The sequence below is a fragment of the Nocardiopsis synnemataformans genome (assembly GCF_965343085.1).
Lineage (GTDB): Bacteria > Actinomycetota > Actinomycetes > Streptosporangiales > Streptosporangiaceae > Nocardiopsis > Nocardiopsis alborubida.
Map to the genome: position 1 here is coordinate 74,341 of NZ_CBDRFA010000006.1, position 22,211 is coordinate 96,551.

14 protein-coding genes are annotated in these 22,211 nt (G+C 73.7%); 2 read left to right on the forward strand and 12 right to left on the reverse strand.

Annotated elements, in window-relative coordinates; all coding sequences use genetic code 11:
* The first annotated feature begins 166 nt into the window (after positions 1–166).
* The gene (locus ACSIH6_RS04740) at positions 167–1,552 is read left to right on the forward strand and encodes an amino acid permease (RefSeq protein WP_435107064.1); all 1,386 of its coding nucleotides are present in this window, start codon (positions 167–169) and stop codon (positions 1,550–1,552) included.
* Between the two features lie 108 nt (positions 1,553–1,660).
* Positions 1,661–2,176: a hypothetical protein gene (locus tag ACSIH6_RS04745; protein WP_435106969.1), complete on the forward strand. Its 516-nt coding sequence runs from the start codon at positions 1,661–1,663 to the stop codon at positions 2,174–2,176.
* Positions 2,177–2,232: 56 nt separating this feature from the next.
* Here the strand turns inward: ACSIH6_RS04745 and ACSIH6_RS04750 are convergent, their stop codons facing one another.
* The 12 genes from ACSIH6_RS04750 to nirB all read right to left on the reverse strand — a co-directional run bounded on the left by ACSIH6_RS04750 (position 2,233) and on the right by nirB (position 22,079).
* Positions 2,233–6,732: a molybdopterin cofactor-binding domain-containing protein gene (locus tag ACSIH6_RS04750; RefSeq protein WP_435106971.1), complete on the reverse strand. Its 4,500-nt coding sequence runs from the start codon at positions 6,730–6,732 to the stop codon at positions 2,233–2,235.
* Between the two features lie 201 nt (positions 6,733–6,933).
* Positions 6,934–8,361 (reverse strand): hypothetical protein, encoded by a 1,428-nt coding sequence (locus ACSIH6_RS04755; RefSeq protein WP_435106972.1) that lies wholly within the window; start codon positions 8,359–8,361, stop codon positions 6,934–6,936.
* Between the two features lie 133 nt (positions 8,362–8,494).
* Entirely contained in the window at positions 8,495–9,736 is a 1,242-nt protein-coding gene (locus ACSIH6_RS04760; protein WP_435106973.1) for a tyrosine-type recombinase/integrase, read from the reverse strand.
* Positions 9,737–9,816: 80 nt separating this feature from the next.
* Positions 9,817–10,323: a hypothetical protein gene (locus ACSIH6_RS04765; RefSeq protein WP_435106974.1), complete on the reverse strand. Its 507-nt coding sequence runs from the start codon at positions 10,321–10,323 to the stop codon at positions 9,817–9,819.
* Between the two features lie 56 nt (positions 10,324–10,379).
* A complete protein-coding gene (locus ACSIH6_RS04770; RefSeq protein ID WP_435106975.1) occupies positions 10,380–10,700 on the reverse strand; it encodes a hypothetical protein in 321 nt (106 codons plus the stop codon).
* A gap of 463 nt (positions 10,701–11,163) precedes the next feature.
* The gene (locus tag ACSIH6_RS04775; RefSeq protein ID WP_435106976.1) at positions 11,164–14,760 is read right to left on the reverse strand and encodes a TM0106 family RecB-like putative nuclease; all 3,597 of its coding nucleotides are present in this window, start codon (positions 14,758–14,760) and stop codon (positions 11,164–11,166) included.
* 225 nt (positions 14,761–14,985) lie between these two features.
* Positions 14,986–15,705: a septal ring lytic transglycosylase RlpA family protein gene (locus tag ACSIH6_RS04780; protein ID WP_435106977.1), complete on the reverse strand. Its 720-nt coding sequence runs from the start codon at positions 15,703–15,705 to the stop codon at positions 14,986–14,988.
* A 221-nt stretch (positions 15,706–15,926) separates the two neighbouring features.
* A complete protein-coding gene (locus ACSIH6_RS04785; protein WP_435106978.1) occupies positions 15,927–17,081 on the reverse strand; it encodes a protein phosphatase in 1,155 nt (384 codons plus the stop codon).
* A gap of 193 nt (positions 17,082–17,274) precedes the next feature.
* On the reverse strand, positions 17,275–17,967 hold the full coding sequence (locus ACSIH6_RS04790) for a sirohydrochlorin chelatase (RefSeq protein ID WP_435106979.1): 693 nt from the start codon (positions 17,965–17,967) through the stop codon (positions 17,275–17,277).
* Between the two features lie 70 nt (positions 17,968–18,037).
* Complete coding sequence (locus tag ACSIH6_RS04795; protein ID WP_435106980.1) at positions 18,038–19,213, reverse strand: uroporphyrinogen-III synthase; 1,176 nt, start codon at positions 19,211–19,213, stop codon at positions 18,038–18,040.
* Complete coding sequence (gene nirD, locus ACSIH6_RS04800; RefSeq protein ID WP_435106981.1) at positions 19,210–19,581, reverse strand: nitrite reductase small subunit NirD; 372 nt, start codon at positions 19,579–19,581, stop codon at positions 19,210–19,212. The genes ACSIH6_RS04795 and nirD overlap by 4 nt, the downstream gene beginning before the upstream one ends.
* Positions 19,578–22,079 carry a nitrite reductase large subunit NirB gene (gene nirB / locus ACSIH6_RS04805; protein WP_435106982.1) on the reverse strand — a complete coding sequence of 834 codons (2,502 nt, stop codon included), beginning with the start codon at positions 22,077–22,079 and terminating at the stop codon, positions 19,578–19,580. Before nirB ends, nirD begins: the two co-directional genes overlap by 4 nt.
* Positions 22,080–22,211 lie beyond the last annotated feature (132 nt).

The window sequence follows — 22,211 nt, forward strand, 5'->3', positions numbered from 1 at the left end:
ACTTGATGGGGTCATCCGCTGTTTTTGGTGGGGTCAGGGCCGGTCCAAGGAATGAGATGCTCCTAAGGTTGGCCAGGTGACAAGCAGTGCGACGCCGCCCGAGAGCGCGGCCAACCAAACGCAGACCCCCGGCGCCGGACTGGCCCACTCGCTCCGGCGCCGCCACATGGCGCTGATCGCGATCGGCGGTTCGGTGGGCGCCGGACTCTTCATCGGCTCCGGGTCGGTCATCCAGATGGCGGGCCCGGCGGCGGTGTTCTCCTACGTCCTGGCGGGGGCGCTGGTGTTCTTCACCCTGCGCGCCCTGGGCGAGATGGTGGTGGCGGTCCCGGCCGGGGGCTCCTTCTCCGACTACGCCCGCCTGGCCTTCGGTCCCCGTGCCGGTTTCACCATCGGGTGGGTGTACTGGTGGATGTACGCGGTGCTGGTGGCCGCCGAGTCGGTGGCCGGTGCGGCGATCCTGGGCCAGTGGGTGCCGGGTGTGCCCGGGTGGGCGCTGGCGTTGCTGGTGCTGTTGTCGATGACGGTGGCCAACCTGGTCTCGGTGCGGGTGTTCGCCGAGACCGAGTCGTTCTTCTCGCTGGTCAAGGTGGCCACGATCGTGGCGTTCCTGTTGATCGGTGGCCTGTGGGCGGTGGGTCTGTGGAGCGGCGCGGGCGGCTCCAGTGTGGCCAACCTGTGGGAGCACGGCGGGGTGGCGCCCAACGGGTGGGTCGCGGTGCTGGCGGCCACGGTGGTGGTGCTGTTCGCCTTCGGTGGGGTGGAGATCATCACGGTGGCCGCGGGTGAGAGCGCCGAGCCCGAGCGCGGTGTGGCCTCGGCGGTAACCAACGTGCTCTGGCGGATCGGGCTGTTCTACGTGGCCTCGATCGTGGTCGTGGTGATGGTGCTGCCGTGGAACAGCGTGGATCCGGGGCGCAGTCCGTTCGTGGCGGTGATGGAGCACGTGGGTGTGCCCGGGGCGGCGCTGATCATGGAGATCGTGGTCTTCATCGCGGTGCTGAGCGTGTTGAACGCGGCGATGTACACCTCCTCGCGGATGCTGTTCACGCTGACCCGGCAGGGGGACGCCCCGCGGGTGCTGCGCGGGACCAACCGGCGGGGTGTGCCGGTGCGGGCGATCCTGTTGGGCACCGTGGTGGGGTACGGCGCGGCGGTGGCCGACTACCTGTGGCCCGACCGGGTGTTCCCGTTCCTGGTGGCCTCCATCGGCGCGATCCTGCTGGTGCTGTTCTTGACGATCTGCGCCTCGCAGCTGGTGGTGGGCAGGCGGGTGCGTCGGCGTGAGCCGGAGCGGCTGACCCTGCGGATGTGGGTGTTTCCGTACCTGACGTGGGCGGTGCTGGGGGGTCTGGTGACGATCTTCGTGGCGATGGTGGTCATCCCCGACCAGCGTCAGGCGCTGTTGGCCTCGGTGGGGTCGGTGGTGGTGGCGCTGGTGGCCTATGAGTTCCGGCGCCGGTGGGGGCGTACGCCGCCCAGTGACCGGGTGTTGGCGGTGCCGGAGCGGCCCGACGCGGACGCGCTGCGCCGTCGTCCGGGCGTCGACTAGCGCGGTGTGGGGCCTGTACCCGGGACGGGTGCCCGTCTTGATGTGATGTGATGCCGTTTCTGGTTTTTGTCGCTAGGGTGCTGCGCAACCTCTGAGAGGAGCACCCCCGTGCGACACTTCGTCGGCTTCCTGTTCGGTCTGATCCTGGGTCCGCTGCTGGTCCTGGTGGCGGGGTGGGCGTTCGTCCACCTGCGCGGCCTGCACGCGGCCGGTCTGGGCGCCCTCCAGGGCTCGGGTCCCCTGGCGGTGGCCGGGTTGGTGGGTGTGGGGTTGTTGGTGGCGATGCTGGTGGTTCCGCCGCGGCTGACGCCGATGCTGCCGCTGGGCGCGGGGTTGGCGGTCGGGTCCCTGAGTGGCCTGGCGGTGTGGCGGATGTACCTGCTGGAGCGGTTGCCGCAGCTGCCCGGGACCGAGGGCGCCCTGGTGCTGCTGCCGCTGGGGGTGTTCGTGCCCTTGGTGGTGGTGCTGGTGGCCCCGGTGTTCGTGGGTCAGCGCTGGCGCCGTGAGGAGGAGGGGCCCACCGAGGAGGAGTACTTCGAGGGCCTGTACGAGGACGAGCAGGACCCCCGGCGCACGCGCGGCGCGACCGAGTCGGTTCCCCACACCCCGCGCCACCGGGCCTGAGAAGGCCATCCGGGGCCCCTGTGAGGGCCCCGGACAGTGGGGTCAGGTCAGTGGGATCAGGTCAGGGCGCAGGCGCGTCGGACCTCCTGCACGGTGGCGGGGGCGTCCATGCGAAAGAGGCCGCTCAGGCCGCGTTCCAGGCGTGAGGCGCGCACGGCGGCCTTGACGGCGAAGAAGACGGTGGCGGCCAGGATGAGCGGGGGCTCGCCCACCTCCTTGGCCGAGAGCAGGTCGTTCGGGTTGTCGGGGACGTCGCCGGCCAGGTCGCGGGGGAACAGGCGCGTGTTCATCGTCAGGGGGATGGTGGAGGCCGCCGGGGGCTTGTAGCGCCAGGTGTTGGTGCTGTTGAGCCGTCCGCGTTCGGCGCCGGTGCCCTGGTAGGCCAGGTGTTCGGTGAGCAGGTAGCCCACGCCCTGGACGAAGGCGCCCTCGATCTGGCCCACGTCCAGGGCGGGGTTGATGCTGCGGCCCATGTCGTAGACCAGGTCGGAGCTGAGGATCTTGACCTCGCCGGTGAGGATGTCGGCCTCCACCACCGAGCAGGCCGCGGAGTAGGTGAACCCGGTGAAGGAGGTCACTCCCCCGCCGGGGACGGCGTCGGGGTCGACCTCGATGCCCGGCGGCGGTGTCTGGCCGGGTTTCTTGTAGGTCAGGGCGGGGATGGGCGTTTCGCCGCCGGTGATGGGCGCGTTGAGGGAGGCCACGAGGCTGACGCGGTGGTTGAAGGCCAGGTCGACGAGGTTTTGCCACACGAGTTTGCGGCGGCCCCCGGCCTCGGTCGGGGCGGCCCATCCCTGGGCGCCGTGGTTCCAGTAGTCGATGCCGCGTTCGGCGCACCAGGTGTCGCCGTGCTCGCGCAGCATGCGGGTGCCGAAGTCGGCCAGGCGTCGGCGCAGCTGCTCGCAGACCTGCTTGACGGCCTCGCCGTTGTAGGAGGTGCCGGTGGAGGCTCCGGTGCTGGTGGGGTTGGGGATGACGCTGGTGCGCGGTCCCTCCACGCGCAGCAGGCTCATGGGGATGTTGAGGACGTGGGCGGCGATCTGTTCGACCTTGGTGATCAGGCCCTGGCCCATCTCCACGCCGCCCTGGTGGATGACGACGCTGCCGTCGGCGGTGTGGACGGCGGCGTGCGCGGCGGCCTGTTCGAGCATGACGGCGTTGTAGCCGGACCCGTACTTGACCGGGATCATGGCCAGGCCGCGTTTGCGCCAGGTGTTGTCCCGGTTGTACCTGGCCACGTCGGCGGCCTTGGCCTCGTAGCCGGCGGTCTCCTTGAGGTAGTCCCAGACCCGGCGGATGTAGCAGTAGCTCAGGGCCTGGCCGAAGGGGGTGACGTCGCCGCGCTGGTAGAGGTTGCGTTCGCGTACCTGTTCGGGGCTCATGCCCAGGGCGAAGGCGGCGTCGTCGATGGCGTTCTCGGTGATGATCTTGCTCTGGAGGTCGCCGAAGCCGCGGAAGGCGGTGTTGGGGGCGGTGTTGGTGCGGCACACGTCGATGGTGTTCTCGAAGTGGGGCACGCGGTAGGCGTTGTCGGCGCGCAGCTGGATGCAGTTGGAGACGATGAAGGAGCAGTCGTAGTAGGCTCCGCCGTCGCCCCACATCAGGGTGCTCATGCCCCGGATCAGGCCCTTGGCGGCGGGGGTGGCGGCGCCGGTGTCCACGGCGATCTGGGCCTGGCCGTGGTAGGGGTGGCGTTTGCCGATCAGGGCGGTGTCCTGGTCGCGGGGTACCACCAGGCGCACGGGTCGGTTGAGGGCGTGGGCGGCGATGACGGCGGGGCCGGTGACGAACCGGGTGGGTTCGGTCTTGCCGCCGTAGCCGCCGCCGACCTCGTCCACGCGCACCTCCACGCGGTGGTGTTCCACGCCCAGGGCGTGGGCGGCGGTCTGGTGCATCTCCATGGGGCTCTGGGTGGACACGCGTAGGGACCAGCGGTCGCCGTCGGCGGGTTCGACCAGGCAGGCCTGGGTCTCCATGTAGAAGTGGGCCTGGCCTCCGGTGGTCTGGGGGCTGTCCACGACCGTGCAGGTGTTGTTGTCGATGTTGGTGGTGCGTGTGGTGGGTTCGGTGGTGGCGTAGGGGGTGCTGGGGCGGGTCCAGGACAGGTCGCTGCCCGGGCGGGTGACCTTCCAGATGTGGGAGACGAAGGAGGCGTCCTTGGGGCAGTCGGGGAAGACGCTGCCGCGGGCCAGGGCGTCCTTGAGGGTCAGCACGGGGGTGTCCCAGGGGGCGGGCCAGTCGATGGGGGTGTAGGTGACGCAGTGGTCGGTGACGTAGGCGGCGATGCGCTGGGCCTGGTCGTCGTCGGTGGCCGCGACCAGGGCCAGGGTCTGGCCGGCGTACATCACCCGTTGGTCGGCGAACAGGGGCTGGTCGGCGGCCATGCCGCTGCGGTTGGATCCGGCCGGGGGGACGTCGGCGCAGGTGATCAGGCCCAGGAAGGCGGGGTGGTGCTCGGCCAGGTGGCGGCGCAGCGCCTGGTGGCCGCTCTCGCCGGTGCCGGGGACGGTGAAGGCGAAGCGGGCCAGGGCCCGGCGGCTGGTGACCAGGGCGGCGTGGGCGGTGGCCTCGGGTACCGCGACGTCCTGGGTGTAGTGGACCTGGCCGGAGGCCTGGTACATGGACAGGTGTTTGACGTGGGGTTCGGAGACGGGTTCGCGGTCGTGGTCGGGGGTGTAGGTCTGCTGGCCGCCGCTGACCGGCCAGCTCCCCCAGGGCTGGGTGCCCCAGGGCGCGGTGGCGCCCGAGCGTTCGGTGGTCGGGACCAGGGCGGGTGAGTGCGAGAGCAGCAGGGACAGCAGGCTCTTGCGGGCGAAGGCGCACACCAGGTCGGCGCGGTAGGCGTCGGTGATGCCCTCGTCGGGGTGGTGGGCGCGGGCGGGGGCGGTGGCGGCCAGGGCCCGGGTGGTCTCCTGGTGCAGGGTGGCCAGCAGGGCGGGGATGTGTATGTAGGTGAGGGGGGTGTGCACCAGTTCCTGTTCGGTGCGCCTGGCGCGCCAGGGTGCGGCGGCGATGCCGGCGAAGACGAGGCGGGCCCCGTCCACGAGGACGGCGTCACCGGTGACGCCGCTGGTGCTCATGCGGGTGGCGGCGTTGACCAGGGTGTGGGCGTTGACCTCGCGCAGGGCGGTCTTGTGCGCCGTGACGTGCTCGTCCTTGCCCGTCAGGGGCAGGTCGTAGGAGAGCAGGAGCAGGTCCTGGAGCAGGGCGGGATCGGCGCTGACGTGGTCGAGCAGTTCCTGGGCGGTGGCGGTGTGCGTGGTGTCGGTGCTGGCGCGCCAGTAGGTGAGGGTGGTGTCGGTGGCCACCATCGTGGTGAACAGGTCGGAGGGGAAGGGTTCGCCCTGGGTGAGGTGGTGCAGGACCAGCATGGTGTTGCCGCCCAGGGTGGCGGTGTTGCGCACCAGGGTTCCGGCGGTGCGGCGGGCCATCAGGCGCAGGGCCTGGAGGGAGGCGGCGCCGGGGTGGGTGGTCAGGGCCTGGTCCAGGTGGGTGATCAGGTCGGTGTAGGTGGTGGCGGCGCCCACCCGCAGCCGGGCGTCGGTGAGGTCGTGCTGGTGCAGTTGGGGGATGTGGCGGATGTCGATCAGGCGGGTGGCGTCGTGGATCTCCTGGGGGTAGATGCCGTAGGAGGTGTTGGCGCAGACCAGGCGGGTGGTGCCGGTGGTGGTCTGGGTGAGCAGGGTGCGTAGCTGTTGCAGGGTGTGTGCGGTCAGCCAGGTGGTGTGCGGGGCCTTGACGGTGATGTCGCCGGGGGCGGTCTTGGCGCCTTCGGGGTAGGGCAGGGCGGGGCGGGCCTTGGGGTCGGGCGGGCAGCACACGGGTTCGGGGACGCAGTGCATGCGTTCCTCCTCGTCCTGGGGGGTCCAGTCCGAGGCGAAGGTCTTCATGCCGGTGAGGATGGGCCGGTAGCCGGTGCAGCGGCACAGGTTGCCGTCCAGGGCGCCTTCGATGTCGGCCTTGGTGGCGCGGGGGTGGTTGACGAGGAACCCGGTCATGTTCATGACGAATCCGGGGGTGCAGAAGCCGCACTGGGTGCCGTTGTTGGCCGCCAGGCGGTAGGCGACGGGGTTCATGCCCCGGCACGGGGCGGGGCCGGACTGTGGGTCGTCCTGGGCGGTGCGTGCGGCGGGGTCCGCGGGTGCGGGGGCGCTCTCCTGGGCCTGGCGCAGGGTCTGGACGGCTTCGGTCTCGGTGGAGGGGACGAAGCCGCTGGGGGCCGCGGCGAAGGAGTACAGGGTGCCGTGGGAGAGGTGGGCGGGTGCGGGTCGCTGGGCGGAGCCGGTGCCCTCGATGGTGGTCACGGCCATGCCGTCCAGGGAGCACACCGGGCGCAGGCAGGAGTTGGCGGCGCGGTGGTGGGCCGTGTTCTGGGCGCTGTCCCAGTGGGAGAGGACGACGGTGCAGGCGCCGCAGCCGCCCTGGCCGCAGCTCTTCTTGGTGCCGGTCAGCCCCACCGGGTCCGAGCGCAGGTAGTCCACGAGCAGCAGGTGGGGTGAGGGGTCGACCAGTTCGACCCGGGTGCCGTTGAGGTGGAAGGTCACACGGTTGGTCACGGTGACGTCTCCTGTCCATCCGGGCGGCCCCGCCGCCCGGGGAGTCACGGAAGGTTACAGTGACGCGACGCTACTTTGCGTGATGATTCCTGTGCAAGGAGTCGGAGTTTCGGTCACCGTGACTTTTGGTGAGGGGAACGCGCCCAATCCGGGGTCTCAGTACACCTGTCCGCCCTGCGGGGCGGACAGGCGGGAGGCGCGTCAGCGCCAGGTGGGTCCCCAGCCCGAGCTGTTGGACACCCCGGGGGGCAGGGGCGGCAGGATGCCGTTGCCGCCGGTGGGCTCGGCGGGAGGTCGGGGTGCGCGGGGCGGTTCGGGCCGCTGCGGGTGCGCGGAGGACTCGGCGGGAGCGGGTCGGACCGGGACGCTCGGGGGCTGGGGCCGGGGCCGGGCGGGTTCGGGGCGGGGCGCGCTCTGCGGCTCAGGTGGGGCGGTCACGGGGGGCGCGGGCTCGGAAGGCTCGGGCGCGGGGGGTTCCTCGGGCAGGAAGCCGCGGACCCGGACGGGTTCGGCCTCCTCGGCGCCGAGCACGACCGGTTCGGGCAGCGGCGGGTGCTGGTCCTCGTCGGCGCTGGGGATGGCCGGTTCGGCCGGGGCGACGCGCTTCCACCACAGCGCGGCCTCCTCGGGGGGGAGTTCGGCCTCCACCTCCAGCCAGCCGCGCACCTGGGGGTGGCGCCTGGCGGCGTTCCAGGAGCGGGGGTAGGGCTGCTCGTCCAGGACCACCAGGTGTTCGCCCTCCAGGGTGGGGATCTCGGCGGGCAGGCCCTCGTTCCACACCCAGGTGCCGTCGTGGGCGACCAGGTTCCACCAGCCGCGCACGGTCTGGGCGGCGGGGTCGGGGGCGCTGTCGCGGAAGGCGGCGACCCAGCGCGGGTCGGGCGGGTCCCCGGGCAGGCCCTGGCGTTGGGGGCCGATGAGGGCGTCGGCGAGCAGGGTGTGCAGCTGGGAGTTGTCGCCGATGCCCTCGAAGCGCACGCGGAAGGCGCGTTGGGAGGCGCGGTCCAGGACCAGGGCGCCGGTGGCCTCGGCCATGCGCAGCAGGTCGCGGACCTGGTCGAACTCGGTGAGCAGGTCGCCGAGCTGGTTGGCGATGGCCAGGAGTTCGGCGTGCAGGGCGGGGTCGCGGCGGATGTGGGCGCGCACCGCGGCCTCGCTGAGCATGGTCCTGGCGGCCAGGCCGTGGCGGCGGATGGTCCACCAGCACATGGTGGCGCCGGGGGCGTCGTTTCCCAGGTCGGCGGTCACGCGGGCCTCGGCGTCGGCGGTGACGGCGTCGGGGTCGGGCGGGGCGTCGGCGCCGGTGCGCTCCCAGGCGCGGACGAAGACGATGGCGCCCCGGCCCATGGTGCGCAGGCGGCGCAGGACCTCCACGCCGGTGGGGCCGGGGTCGGTGCCCATCTCGACCAGGGCTCCGGCGACCACGGACAGGTCGGCGATGATGCCGGGGGCGGCGTGGTCTCCCGAGAGCAGGGGGGCCAGGGCCTCCAGGGCGAGTTCGCGTTCGGAGGCGGGGATCTGGGAGGCCAGGACGTAGACCTTGTGGACGGCTGGGGGGAAGTGTTGGGGGTCGGTGGCGACGGAGGCGTCGATCAGTTCTTGGAACGCCGCGCGAAACTCGTCGACCATGGGCCCGTCCCCTTTCTCACGGAACCAACCTAATGTCTCATCAGGGAAGGATCGCACTTTAACTGGTGATTTCGAGTACTACTGGTGGGTTTGTTGGCAAGCTGAGATGCCCCGGGGGCTGCGGGTGCGGGGCTCACAGGCCCAGCCGGGTGACGGCGTTGTCCTCCAGCGGGTTGGCGGTGCGGATGTAGTCGTGGACCGTGCGCGGGTTGGTCCAGCGGCCCTGGCGCATGATCTCGCGGTCGCTGGCCCCGCCCAGCGCGGCCTGGGTGGCGAAGCCCGCCCGCAGGGAGTGCCCGCCGAAGTCGTCGGGGTCCAGCCCGGCGCGGCGGGCGTAGCGTTTGACCAGCTCCCCCACGGCCCGGCCCGACATCGGACGCGTTCCGATGTGGCCGTGGCGGTCCACGGCGGGCAGCAGGGGGCGCTCGGAGCCGTCAGCCAGGTCCGTGCCCGACCAGCCCTGGCACAGGTGGGCCAGGCCCTCCTCGGGGCGGGCGCGGCCCAGCAGGTGGGCCACCGCCTCCTCACCGCCCGCGCGGTGGGCCTGGAGCAGGGCGGCCCAGTCGGCGTAGGCGCACACCGGGCAGGTGTGGCGGTGCCGTCCCCGGGGCAGGGCGACCCGCTGGCCGTGGCGGCCCTCCTGGTCGGTCTTGGTCGCGCCCAGCCCCACCACCAGGGCGGGGGCGCCGGTGGCGGGGTCGGTGTGCAGGGTCAGGTCGTCGAAGGTCAGCGCGGCCAGCTCGCTGCGGCGCAGGGCCCCGCCGAACCCGGCCAGCAGCAGCAGGGTGTCGCGTCTGCGGGCCACCCCGTGGGGGTGCTCGGGGCCCGGGCGCACCGACAGCAGCGCCTCCAGGACGGGCAGGATGACCGGTTCCTTGCGGCGCGGGCGGGCCCGGCGGGTGCGGCGGATGCCGCGCAGGGTCATGCGCACGACCTCGGCGCGGGTGGGCGAGTCCAGGCCGTGGGCGCCGTGGACGGCGGCGATGGCGGCGGCGCGCCGTTCGATGCTGGAGGGAGCCAGGGCCCAGCCGGTGTCGTCGGGGGTGCGCTCCTGGGCGCAGGCGGCCAGGTACACGGCCACGTCCACCGGGTCGGCGGGCAGGGACTGGCGTTCCTGGGCCAGGCACCAGGCGGTGAAGGAGGTCCAGTCGGCGCGGTAGGCGCGCAGGGTGTTGGGCGACTGGGCGCTGGCCAGGTAGCGGCCCAGGGTCTGGGCCTGTTCGGTGTCGAAGCGCTCGCGGACCCGGGCCAGGGCGCGGGTGTCGACCAGGACGCTGGGGGTGGCCTGCTCCAGGCGGGCGCGCACGGCCCCGGGCAGGGCGATCTCGTGGGCGGCCGTGGGGTCGGGGGTGGGCTGGGGTGTGTTCACGGTCATCCATGATGGCCCAGGGCCCTGCGCGAAGGCGGGAGGCGGCGCGGGCGCCCGGGTGCGGCGGGAGCGGTCGGGGCGGGGTGTCAGCCAAGCAGGTGGGTGCGCAGGGCGTCCCACAGTTCGGCCGGGGGCATGACCCACAGCAGGGGCAGGGCCGAGACGACCAGGGCCGCGGTGAACCCGATCGCGGCGATCCTGCGCCGCAGGACCAGGGCGGTCACGGCCGAGGCCGCCGGGACGACCAGGGCCAGGACCAGGACCCAGACCAGGGCGTTGCCCACCGGTTCCAGGCTCTCGGGGGCCACCGGGGCGTCGGGGGCGGCGGAGATCACCGATTCCTGTAGGTCCATGAACACGAACAGCAGGTTGGCCAGCGCCAGTGGGGTGCCCAGCAGCCACACCAGGGTCAGCACCACCCACAGGGCGGTGATCCTGCGGTCGGGCGGGTCGGCGACGACCACCGGGGTGCGGCTGACACTTCCCGTCCGCGTGAGCGGGCCGGGGCCTGGTTCGTTCTCCTCCTGGGGAGGAGCGGCCGGGGCGGTGTCGGGGCGCTGGGCCTTGCGGCGCTTGCGTTTCTTGGGTGACACGTCGGTAGCTTACCGCCGGTCCGAGCGGGGGGCGGGCCCCGGCGGGCGGGGGGCGCTCACAGCGCCTGGGCCAGGTGGATGGCCACGACGAAGACCACCGGCCAGGCCAGCAGGGCCAGCGACCACAGGGCGGCCCTGCGGTCCCCGGCGACGGTGGCCACGGCGGCGGCCAGCAGGGGGATGCCCACGGCGGCGCCAAAGGCCAGGGTGAACCACTCGGCCGCGGAGCCGGCGTGGGCCTGGACGCTGAGTCCCCGGAGGTAGCCGGCCGGCCCCAGCACCAGGCACAGCAGGGCCAACAGGGCGATGACGACGCGGATGCCGGTGGGGTGGCGGGTGTTGCGGCCGTTGCCGGGAGCGGAGGGACGGTCAGACACGGGGGCCGTGGTGCCTTTCGAGAACGGGTGGCGGTCCAGGGCGGGCGGAGGCACGCCCGCACCGGGGTGCGGGTGGTGGTTCTTGCCGTCAGAACACGCGTGGCACCGCCCCTGACGTGTGACGCCCGGGGCGAGCGCGGTGCTGTTTGACTTCTCTTCCAGCCGAAGCAGGGAGATTCTTCCCTCGCGGGTCGAGCTTTCTGCTTCGTTGCCGGTTGCCGAACCGAACTATCGGAGGGCGGGGTGCCACCCATCGGTCTTACATCAGCTCCACCGACATCGCTTCCCGCCAGCCCGGCGGTAGGCCGACCCGGACGTGGTTTTCGTCCGAGCCGACGCCCACCAAGCTAGCACTGACTCCAGCAGCGGTGTGCGGGGCGGCGATTCCGGTGGATGGCGATCCGCCTCAGGGGCCAAACGTACTCCACCCGGCGGGTATCCGAAACCGCGGGGCGGTGACGTGTCAGTGCGCGGCGGGCCAGGGGCGGGCGCCCTCGCTCAGGCGGGTGAAGGAGGACAGCAGGCGCAGTTCGTCGATGCTGCGCGGGGCGGTGGTGAGCAGGTCGGGTGAGAAGACCACCGCCGCGACCAGCTGGGCGCGCGACAGGGCCACGTTGAGGCGGTTGCGGTCCAGGACGAAGGCGGTGCCGCGGCTGGCCTCGGCGGCGTTGGAGGTGGTCATCGAGCAGATGACGGCGGCGGCCTCCTGGCCCTGGAACTTGTCCACCGTGCCCACGCGCACCCCCTCCAGGGCGGGGTGGGTGCGGGCGGCCTGGGCCAGGGCGTGGCGCAGGGCGCGCACCTGGAGGTTGTAGGGGGCCACCACGAGGATGTCGTGGCCGGTCAGGGGACGCGGGTGCGCTTCGGCGGCGCTGGTGACCTTGTCGGTGACCAGGTGGGTGGCCACCTGCACCACCGCCTCGACCTCCTCGGGGCTGTGGGTGGTGCGGCCCTGGTGGGGGGTGGGCAGGGTGTACACGCCCGGCGCCAGGGTGGCCAGGGCGCGGTCGGCGGTGCTGGGGTGGGCGTGCAGGCGCCCCTGGTAGGACAGGGCGGAGACGGTGGCGCACACGGCCGGGTGCATGCGGCGGGTCTGGTCCAGGAAGTAGCCGCGTGAGGGGTCGATGATCTGGCGTCCGGCCATGAGGTGTTGCAGGGCGGAGGCGTCGGCGCCCTCGCCGTGGGTGCCCTGGACGACCTGGGGCAGCTGTTGGGGGTCGCCCAGCAGGACGAGGTTGCGGGCGGCCGCGGAGACGGCGAGGGTGTCGGCCAGCGCGAACTGTCCGGCCTCGTCGATGATGAGCACGTCCAGGGGGTCGGCGAGCATGGCGGCGTTGGACATGGCCCAGGCGGTGCCGCCGATGAGGACGGGGTGGCCCTGGGCGGTGTGTTTGTCGCGCCAGCTGGCCAGGGCCTGGGGGCTGGAGGGCTGTTCCCAGGGCAGGTCCTCGGCGGCGTCCTTGCCGCGGCCCTTGGCGCGTTTGGCGGCGGCCACCTCCACTCCGGCGGCCTCGGCGGCGCGCAGGGCGGCGGTCATGACGTTCTCCACGGCCTTGTGGCCGGTGGAGCACACGCCCACGCTCTTGCCCTGGCGGGCCAGGTGGGTGATGAGCTGGGCGGCCAGGTAGGTCTTGCCGGCGCCGGGCGGGCCCTGCACGGCGAGGTAGGAGCCCTCCAGGCGGTCCACGGCGGCGATGGTGGTGGCGATGAGGTCACCGTCGTGGTCGGCGGGGTCGGGCAGCGGGCCGGGGGCGCTCAGACGCGGCGGGATGCGGCGCAGCACGTCCAGGCCGGGGTGGTGGGGCCAGGCGGGCAGGGTGTCCAGGGCGGTGCGGGCCACCGTCTCCAGGGCGCCGTCCTTGGGGGTGGGGTTGACCGGGGATCCGGGCAGGACGGCGACGGGGGGCCGGGAGTAGGTGGAGTCGGGGTCGCAGGTCTCGGTGATGGCCAGGGCGTCGGCGTCGGCCTCGGCGACCTTGGCCTGGGTGGTGGTGGCGGCCTGTCCGGGGGCGCCGGGGTAGAGCAGGTGCACGTCCTGGCCGGAGGTGAAGGGGTGGGGGTGGGCGGTGTCCAGGCGCAGGGACAGTTCGCGGCGGGACTTGCGCTGGCGGCCGCTGGGTTCGATCCACTCCCCCGCGCGTACCTGCCAGGGCACGGCGCAGTCGGTGTCGGACTCCAGGTCGGTCAGGGGGGCGCTGGTGCGCCGGTAGTGCTCGCGCCAGGGGGGCAGGTTCTCGCGCTGGTAGTAGCCGACCAGGGCGGCCAGTTGGGCGCGGGTGTGGTGGTCGGGTTCGCGGTCCTGGGCCTGGGCGGGGACCTGGTCGAGCAGGGGTGCGGTGAGGGCGGCGTGGCGGGCGGCCTTCTCCTCGCGTTTGCGGGCGCGTTCGGCCTCGGCCTCGGTGAGTTCGAGCTGGACCAGGGGGCGGTCGGTGATGCCCTGGTGGGTGCGGTGGTCCTCCAGCCAGTCGCGCAGGCGCGCGGTGGAGTGGCAGTCGTCGCGGTTGTAGGCGGCGATGTCGGCCAGGACCTGCGCGGCCCGGTCGGGGCGTGCGGCCTCGGTGGCGGCCAGGTAGGCGGCGTAGGCGTCGATGCTGGAGGTGGCGGTGGTGACGCCGCCGGAGCGGGCGGCGGGCAGGTAGAGGGGTTCGAGGTACTTGATGGAGTAGGAGCGCTGGGACACGCGCAGGCTCTTGCGCACGACGGTGTACAGGTCCACGAGGCGGTTCTCGCGCAGGAGCCGGTTGACCTCCTCCTCGCGGGTGGCGAACTCCGAGCTCAGGTGTTTGAGGCGGTCCACCTCGTAGGAGGCGTAGTGGTAGACGTGGGCGCCGGGGTCGGCGTCCACGCGGGCGGTGGCGAAGTCGACGAAGTCCTCCAGGGCCTTCTTCTCCTGGGCGCGGTCGTGGGCCCAGAAGGCGTGGAAGGTCTCGTTGCCGTGTTCGTCCTCGGTGGTGGCGCCGAAGAGGTACTCCAGGCCGCGTTCGCCCTCGCGGGAGTGGTAGGGGTAGCCCTCCATGTCGAAGAAGACGTCGCCGGGGCTGGGGGCGGGCAGGCTGGCCAGGCCGTCGGGGGCGAAGACCTCGGCGGTGACGGTGCCCTGGGGGTTGGCGGGGGTGCGGGTGTGGTCCTGGCGCACCTGGAGGGCGGCCTGGGCGCGCAGCTGGTCGAAGGAGCGGCGGGGCAGGGTGGCGGGGCGCTCGTCGTCGCCGGCCCGGGCGAGGGCGTCGATGGTGCCCAGGCCGGCGTCGGTGAGTTTGGCGGCCTGGTCGGTGCGCAGTCCGGCGACCAGGGACAGGTGACGGGCGGCGGTGCGCCCCTGGGAGCACCAGGCCTGGTAGCCGCAGCCCTCGCAGGCGGGGCGTGGTTGGCCCCAGGTGGGGGTGGGCAGGGCGGGTTCGCTGGCCAGGAGGGTGAGCAGGCGGGTGGTGACGGTGCTCAGGATGGGGGTGAAGTCGGCGGTGGGCAGGGTGTGGGTGTGGTTGTCGCCGGTGAGCAGGTGCATGTGCTGGGGGGTGTGGCCGGTGGCGACGCTGACGGCGTGGGCGTAGGCGGCGAGCTGGACGACGGCGCCGGGGCCGGGGCGGCGGGCGAGCTTGGTGTCCCAGGGTTCGTAGGTCCAGGCCGTGGGGGCGGGGGTGCGGGTGCGGCCGGTGGCGGGGTCCAGGTCGGAGCGGATGAGGAAGTCGGCGCGGCCGTGGAAGGACACCGCCTGTCCGCCGGGGCCGGGTTCGGTGAGGCGGTGGTGGAAGCTGCCCTGGTAGATGACGGGGACTCCGGCGGCCATGGCGTCGGCGGTGGCCTGGGCGGCCGCGGCCAGGGAGGCGTCCTCGGGGCGGGGGTCGGGCATGCGGGCGACCTCGACCAGGGCGCTGAGGCGTTCGAGTTCGGCCTGTTCGTGGGCCAGGCCGTGCTGGGCCACGAGCGGGTCGATGGCGGCGGGTGCGGGTGCGCCTTCGACGCGGGCGGCCAGGGCGGTCTTCAGGGCGCTGCGGTGGTCGCACTCCAGGGTGTCGACGAGGTCGGTGGGTGAGACGACCCAGCCGGTGGTGGTGCGGAACACGCCCCTGCTCCCCTGTGTGGTGTTGGTGTGGGTGCTGGGGATTGTGCCACGAAGCGGTGACGTGTGGGGGCTCACACGCGCGGCGGGTGCGGTGGCCGCGTGCCCGGTGGGCGCGGTCCGGGGCCGGTGGCCCGCCTTCGCTCCGGTGGGCGGCCCTCGGACGCGGGCGCCGCGACGGCCCCGTCCGGGGGCGGCCGCGGCGCGCACGCGTGTGGGGGTGGGGCGTTACCCCACGACCTGCCACTCGACCTGGCCCACACCGGCTCCGGTGCCGATGATCTGGTCGAAGGCCGCGGTGGACAGGTCCAGGCAGCGTCCGTCGACGTAGGGGCCGCGGTCGTTGATGCGCACGGTCACGGACTCGCCGCTGCCGGGGTTGGTGACCTGGACCTGGGTGCCGAAGGGCAGGGTCTTGTGCGCGGCGGTCATGGCGTTGGGGTCGAACGTCTCACCGTTGGCGGTGGTGCGCCCGGCGAAGTCGGCTCCGTAGTAGGAGGCCTGGCAGGTGCCGCCCTGGCCGGTGGACTCGGAGTCGGCGCCGCTGTCGGCGGCGGGCTCCTCGGCCTCCTCGGTCTCCTCCTCCTCGGGCTCTTCGAGGACGTCGGAGGCGTCGGTGCTGGAGCGCTGGGTGGCGGAGGTGACGGCCTCCTGGGCGAGTTGCTGCTGCTCCTGCCCGGCGTTGGGCGTGGCGTCGTCGGCGACCAGCGGGTCCGGGTCGGCCTGGGGGACGCCCGCGGCGTTGGTGGCGCTGCCCGGGTCGGCGCCGGTGGCGATGACGGCCGCGGCGGCGGTGCCGCCCACCAGCAGTGCGGCCCCGGTGGCCGAGGCCAGGATCAGGGTGCGCTTGCGGCGGGAGCGCTTGGCGGCCACGCGGGGACCCACGGGCGCGCCAGCGCGGGTGGCGTCTTCTTCGGCCGGCGGGTTCTGGGGCGGGTGTGTGCCCACGACGGGTAGTCCTTCGAACGGGAACAGGGCGTGGCGGCGCGGGTGCTCCGGGGTGTGGTGCGCGGTTGCCGTGGCAGGGTGCGCGGGTGGTGCGGCGCCCCGGGTCGCGGGAGGGCGCGGCACCTGGAGCGGGCCGCCGGGTGGTGCGCGGGGTTCTGGGCGCAGATCCTAGGGGTAACGCGAGGGTAACGGTACCGGAAAGGGAGGATTTGTGGAACTTGTCACCCGGTGATGTGGGGTTCGGGCAGTTCGGGGCGTCGGGGCGGCACGCCCTCGGGGAAGAGGGTGGCGGCCGGGTCGGGCAGGTCCACGCCGCTGAGCCGGGCGACGGCGGTGGACAGGCTGGGGTTGTCCAGGTGCCCGCCCACGGTGCGGATCATGGCGGCCAGGGTGGGCAGGACGGGGGCGCCCAGGGCGGTGACGGCGTAGCGGGTGGCCACGGCCGGGGTGCGCGAGGCGCCCGCCCAGCAGTGCAGCAGGACGCGTTTGCCCTCCGCGCGCAGGGCCGCGACCGCGGCGGCGGCCTCGTCCAGGGTGAAGTGCGGGTGGGAGTTGGCGCCCCTGCGGTCGTGCAGCCACACCCGCACCCAGTCGGTGGCGGGCAGGTGGGGTGCGTCGCTGGGGTGGGTGCGGCACAGCGAGACCGCGGCGTCCACGGTGTCGGGGCGGGCGCGCAGGTGGTCGAGGTTGCCCAGCAGGACGCCCGGGTCCAGGGGGTGGGGGACGGCGAAGGGCGGCAGGCGGCGGGGTTCGTCGACCAGGACGGGGTGTTCGGGCCACAGGGTGGGGTGGGGGCCGCGGGCGGTGGTCAGGGCGGTGGTGGTCAGGGCGTGGGGGTCGGTGGTCTCCGACAGTCGGCGCAGGGCGTGCAGGGGCAGGGCCGAGGCGCCCCACAGGGCGGCGGCCAGGGTGCCGGTGTACAGGGCGGCCCGGTCCCCGGCGGCGGCGTAGGCCGACCAGACGGCGTCGACCAGGTGGGTGCAGGCGAAGGAGCCGCGGGCGGGGTCCTCGGCGGGGCGGCGGGTGCGCGTCAGGGCCCGCCAGGAGGCGCCCAGGGGGTCGTCGGCGGTGGTGTGCTCCAGGGCGGGTGCGGCGGGGGGCGGGGCGCCGGTGCGGGCGGCGGTGCGCAGCGCCCCGGCCCAGGCGCGCTGAACGGGGTCCTCAGGGGGCCGGGGCGGGTGGTCGGGTCCGGCCAGGTCGGTGAGCGCGGCGCGCACCAGGCGGGCGTGGGCGGTGTCGGGGGCGGTGGTGTGCGCGGTCAGGGAGGGGGAGGTGCCGACCAGGGCCGCGGCGGCGGGGGCGCCGAACAGGGCGCCGACGGCCCGGTCGCTGGCGGGGTCGTGGAAGTCGAGCAGGGGTGCGGATACTGCGGGCATGGCCGTCCTCGTGGGCGGTGCGGACCGGGATGGGTGGGGAACCCACGGGTGGTCTTCCCCGTCCGGTGGCCCCGCGCACCCGGCGGCCGGTTGTGGCCATGGCTGGGGAGCGCGCGGCCGGGTGGACCGGTGCCAACCGGTGCCCAGCCCGCGGACACCGCTCCCCTCCCCCGCCTGGTGTCAAAACCCTGAGTCAGACGGGCTGGGCGATGGCGGCCTGGCGGTAGCGGGCGGCCACGGCGTGGGCCAGCGCCGGGTCCGGGCACAGCGGGCGCGCCACCACGTCCGCGCCCGCCCCGGCCAGGCGGTCGTGGAAGAGCCCCGGCGCCAGCAGCCAGCTGGCCACGGCCACCCTCCGGTGCCCCCGCTCGCGCAGACGGGTCACCTGTTCGGCCACGGTGGGACTGCCGGTGGCGATGAACCCCAGCTCCACGGGGGTGCCCAGGCGCTGGGCCATGCGCTGGGCGGCCTGCTCCAGCTCGGCGCCCGCGAAGGGGTCGGAGGTCCCGGCGCAGGCCAGCACGACGGCGTCCCCGGGCCGGTACCCGGCCCCGACCAGGCGGCGCACGGCGGTGTCCAGGACCGCGGGGTGCTCGCCCAGGGCGGGGGTGATGACGGCGTCGGCGCGTCCGGCGCGGGCGAGCTGGTGGGGGATGTCGGTGCGCACGTGGTAGCCCGAGGCCAGGAACGCGGGCACGACCACCAGGGGCCCGGGGGTGTGGGCGGCGACCTCGCCGACGGTGGGCGCGAGCACGTCGGCGAAGGCCAGGCGGGTGGGCTGGCCCGTCACCTCGGCCACGCGCAGGGCCAGGGAGTGGGCCACGGCGGTGCCGTGGGGGTCGCGGGTGCCGTGGACGGCCAGCAGCAGGGTGGGGTGTCGGTGCATCGCGTGGCGCGGACGGCCGGGGCCGGGGTCCGCTTCTTCCTTCCCTTGGGCGGGTGGGCCGGTGCGCCCGTCAGAGGGCGGGTTCGGTGGTGTCCAGGGCCAGCCGGTAGCCGCGTTTGACCACGGTCTGGATGATCCGGGAGTCGCCCAGCGCGGTACGCAGCCGGGCCACGGCCGTCTCCACGGCGTGGGCGTCGGCGTCCTCGCCCAGGCAGGTGAGCAGGCGGGTGCGGTCCAGGACCTGGCCGGGCCTGCGGGCCAGCTCGCGCAGCACACGCATCAGGGTGGGCGAGAGGGTGCGCACGGTGCCGTCGACCAGGACGGCGTGGCCGCGCAGGCGCAGGCGGTGTCCGGCCACGGGCAGGGTGGGAAAGCGCGCGGGCAGCTCCTCGGCGAGCGCGCGGACCTGGGCGCCGACGCGGGCGCGCTGGGGCCACACGGTGGGGATGTCGTGGGCCATGAGGGGGCGTGCGGTGACCGCACCCACGCACATGGCCAGGACGTCGCCGCGCAGGGCCTGGACCAGGGCGGCCTGGTGGCCGGTGGTGTGGGCGCGGGCCAGCAGCCCCGCCGCGGCCGGGGCGCTGGTGAAGGTGACCGCGTCCACTCCCCCGCTGGTGACGGCCTCGATGAGGCGGTCCAGGGGCGCGGTGTCCTCGGGCTGGGTCCAGCGGTAGACGGGGACCTCGACGACATCGGCTCCGGCCAGGCGCAGCGCGGCGGTGAAGTCGGGCAGGGGTTCGCCGTGCAGCTGGATGGCCACGCGCAGCCCCTGCACGCCCTGGGCGAGCAGGTAGTCCAGGACCTCGGCGGAGGACTCCGAGGGCGGCGACCACTCCTCGGTGAGTCCGGCGGCGCGGATGGCGCCCTTGGCCTTGGGGCCGCGGGCCAGCAGGCGCGAGGTGCGCAGGCTCGCCAGGAGCGGGTCGACGGTGCCCCAGGTCTCGCAGGCCTCCACCCAGCCGCGGAAGCCGATGCCGGTGGTGGCCACAACGACGTCGGCGGGGCGGCGGGCGAGCTGTTCGGAGACCGCGGCCAGGCGCTGGTCGTCGCTGAGCGGGACGATGCGCAGGGCCGGGGCGGCCAGGACCTGGGCACCCTTGCGGCGCAGCAGGGCGCTGATCTCCTCGGCGCGGCGCGCGGCGGTGACGGCGACGGTGAACCCGGCCAGCGGCGCGGTGGTCGCGGGTTCGGCCGGGCGCCGCGCGGGCGGGGCCGCGGTCCCGCCGTCCAGGGAGGTGTTCACGGTGTGCTCTCCTCGGCGCGTGCGGCGATCTGCACGGCGGTGTCGGTCTGGCGCACGGGCCAGGTGGTCAGGCGCACGTGCTCGTCGTCCAGGCTCTGGCCGGTGCGCAGGGAGAAGACGTTCTTGAGCATGGGCGAGGCGACGGTGGGCTCGCCCGCGCGGTCGCCGACGATGCCGCGCGAGATGACGGCGGCGCCGGTGTAGGGGTCGATGTTGTCGACGGCGTACAGGTGCTGGTCGCGGGTGCGGAACAGGGCGACCTGGCGGCCGTCGGGGAGCAGCACGGCCACCCCGTCCTCGACGCGCAGGCCCGCGAGGGGGCAGGCGTCGATCCAGGTGGTGGGCTGGGCTTCGGTGGTGACGGTCATCGGGTGGCCTCCTGGGGTCGGCGGGCGGGCATGCCCAGGCTGACGGGAGCGGCGGGGACCGGCTGGTCGCGGGTGGTGGTGAAGCTGATGGTGGGGTCGGGGGTGTCGGGGGCGTTGGCGAAGGAGACGAAGCGCGCGAGCTTGTCGGGGTCGGCCAGGACCGCGGCCCACTCGTCGCCGTAGGAGTCCACGTGGCGTTCCATGGCCTCCTCCAGTTCGGCGGCGATGCCCAGGGAGTCCTCGACGACGACGTCGCGCAGGTGGTCCAGGCCGCCGTCCAGGGACTCGACCCAGGGGGCGGTGCGCTGGAGGCGGTCGGCGGTGCGCACGTAGAACATCAGGAACCGGTCGACGTAGCGGATGAGGGTGTCCTCGTCCAGGTCCGAGGCCAGGAGTTCGGCGTGGCGGGGGGTGAAGCCGCCGTTGCCGCCCACGTACAGGTTCCAGCCCTTGTCGGTGGCGATGACGCCGAAGTCCTTGCCGCGGGCCTCGGCGCACTCGCGGGCGCACCCGGAGACGGCCGCCTTGAGCTTGTGAGGCGAGCGCAGGCCCCGGTAGCGCTCCTCCAGGCGGATGGCCAGGCCCACCGAGTCCTGGACGCCGAAGCGGCACCAGGTGGTGCCCACGCACGACTTGACGGTGCGCAGGGACTTGCCGTAGGCGTGTCCGGACTCGAACCCGGCGTCGACCAGGCGCTTCCAGATGAGGGGCAGCTGTTCGAGGCGGGCGCCGAACAGGTCGATGCGCTGGCCGCCGGTGATCTTGGTGTAGAGGTTGAAGTCGCGTGCGACCTCGCCGATGACGATGAGCTTGTCGGGGGTGATCTCGCCGCCGGGGATGCGCGGCACGACCGAGTAGGTGCCGTTGCGCTGCATGTTGGCCAGGTAGCGGTCGTTGGTGTCCTGGAGGGTGGCCTGTTCGCCCTCCAGGATGTGCCCGTTGCCCAGGGAGGCCAGGATGGAGGCCACCGCGGGCTTGCACACGTCGCAGCCGTGCCCGGTGCCGTGGGCGGCGATGAGCCCGGAGAACGTGCTGGTGCCGGTGGCGCGCACGATCTCGACCAGTTCGGCGCGCGACTGGGGGAAGTGCTCGCACAGGGCCTTGGACTGCTCGATGCCCGCCTGGGCGAGGATCTGCTTGAGCATGGGCACGCACGAGCCGCAGCTGGTGCCCGCCTTGGTGCAGGCCTTCAGCGCGGGCACGTCGTGGTTGCCGCAGGAGATGGCCTCGGTCAGCTCGCCCTTGGTGACGGCGTTGCACGAGCAGATCTGGGCGGTCTCGGGCAGGGCGTCGGCGCCCAGGGCGGCGCCCTCGGGGGTGATCAGCGACAACGGGTCGCCGGGCAGCGGGGAGCCGACCAGGGGGCGCAGGGTGGCGTAGGCCGAGGCGTCGCCGACCAGGATGCCGCCGAGCAGTGTGGCGGCGTCGTCGGAGACCACGAGCTTGGCGTAGCGGCCGCTGGCGGCGTCGTTGACGACCACGTCCAGGGCGCCGGGGGTGCGGCCGTGGGCGTCGCCGAAGCTGGCCACGTCCACGCCCATGAGCTTGAGCTTGGTGGAGGTGTCGGCGCCGGTGAAGGTGGCCTGGCCGCCCACGAGCCGGTCGGCGACGACCTCGGCCATGGCGTTGCCGGGCGCGATGAGGCCGTACACGGTGCCCCGGTGGTTGGCGGCCTCGCCCACGGCGTGGATGTGGGCGTCGCTGGTGGTGCAGGTGTCGTCGACGACGATGCCGCCGCGCTCGCCGACCTCCAGCCCGATCGCGCGGGCGAGGTCGTCGCGGGGGCGGATGCCCACGGAGAACACGACCAGGTCGGCGTCCAGGGAGCCCTCGCCCAGGGTCAGGCGGGCCACGCGCCCGTCGGGGCCGGCCTCCACGGCCGTGGAGGCCGAACCGGTGTGGACCCGCACGCCCAGGTCGGTGATCAGGTTGCGCAGCAGGCCTCCGGCGCCCTCGTCGATCTGGGCGGGCATCAGGTGGGGGGCGAGTTCGACCACGTGCGCCTGGACGCCCAGCAGGCGCAGGGCGTTGGCGGCCTCCAGCCCCAGCAGGCCGCCGCCGACGACCACGCCGGTGCTCGCGCCGCGGGCGGAGGCGGTGATGGCGTCCAGGTCCTCGATGGTGCGGTAGACGTGGCAGCCGGGCAGGTCGTGGCCGGGTACGGGGGGCACGAAGGGTGTGGAGCCGGTGGCCAGGACGAGCCGGTCGTAGGCCAGGACGCGCCCGCTCGCGGTGGTGACGGTGCGGTTGGCGCGGTCCACGCCCACGGCGCGTTCGTTGACGTGCACGTCCACGTCGGGGCCGCTCAGGTCGCCCAGGGACAGGTCCTGGGCGCTGGCGCCGTCGAAGTAGGAGGACAGGGCCACCCGGTCGTAGGCGGTGCGGGGCTCCTCGCCCACGACGGTGATGTGCCAGTGTCCGGCGGTGTCACGGTCGCGGAGGGCCTCGACGAGGCGGTGGCCGACCATGCCGTTGCCGATGACGACGAGTTCTTCCATGGGCTCCTCCTGCTGCGGGGTCGGACAGGTTTCAGGCAACCTTCCGGGTGTTTCCCGACGGTCAGCCGTATGTGTCGCGCTTGTTTCGATGTGCTGCCACCGCAGGTGGCGGGTGCGTGATGCGAGGTGAAG

Excerpts from the sequence above, each read along its gene's own strand:
- ACSIH6_RS04755 (WP_435106972.1), bottom strand. The coding sequence starts at position 8,361 with ATGGTCGACGAGTTTCGCGCGGCGTTCCAAGAACTGATCGACGCCTCC.
- ACSIH6_RS04740 (WP_435107064.1), top strand. The coding sequence starts at position 167 with ATGGCGCTGATCGCGATCGGCGGTTCGGTGGGCGCCGGACTCTTCATC.
- ACSIH6_RS04785 (WP_435106978.1), bottom strand. The coding sequence starts at position 17,081 with ATGCCCGCAGTATCCGCACCCCTGCTCGACTTCCACGACCCCGCCAGC.
- nirB (WP_435106982.1), bottom strand. The coding sequence starts at position 22,079 with ATGGAAGAACTCGTCGTCATCGGCAACGGCATGGTCGGCCACCGCCTC.
- ACSIH6_RS04790 (WP_435106979.1), bottom strand. The coding sequence starts at position 17,967 with ATGCACCGACACCCCACCCTGCTGCTGGCCGTCCACGGCACCCGCGAC.
- ACSIH6_RS04760 (WP_435106973.1), bottom strand. The coding sequence starts at position 9,736 with ATGACCGTGAACACACCCCAGCCCACCCCCGACCCCACGGCCGCCCAC.
- nirD (WP_435106981.1), bottom strand. The coding sequence starts at position 19,581 with ATGACCGTCACCACCGAAGCCCAGCCCACCACCTGGATCGACGCCTGC.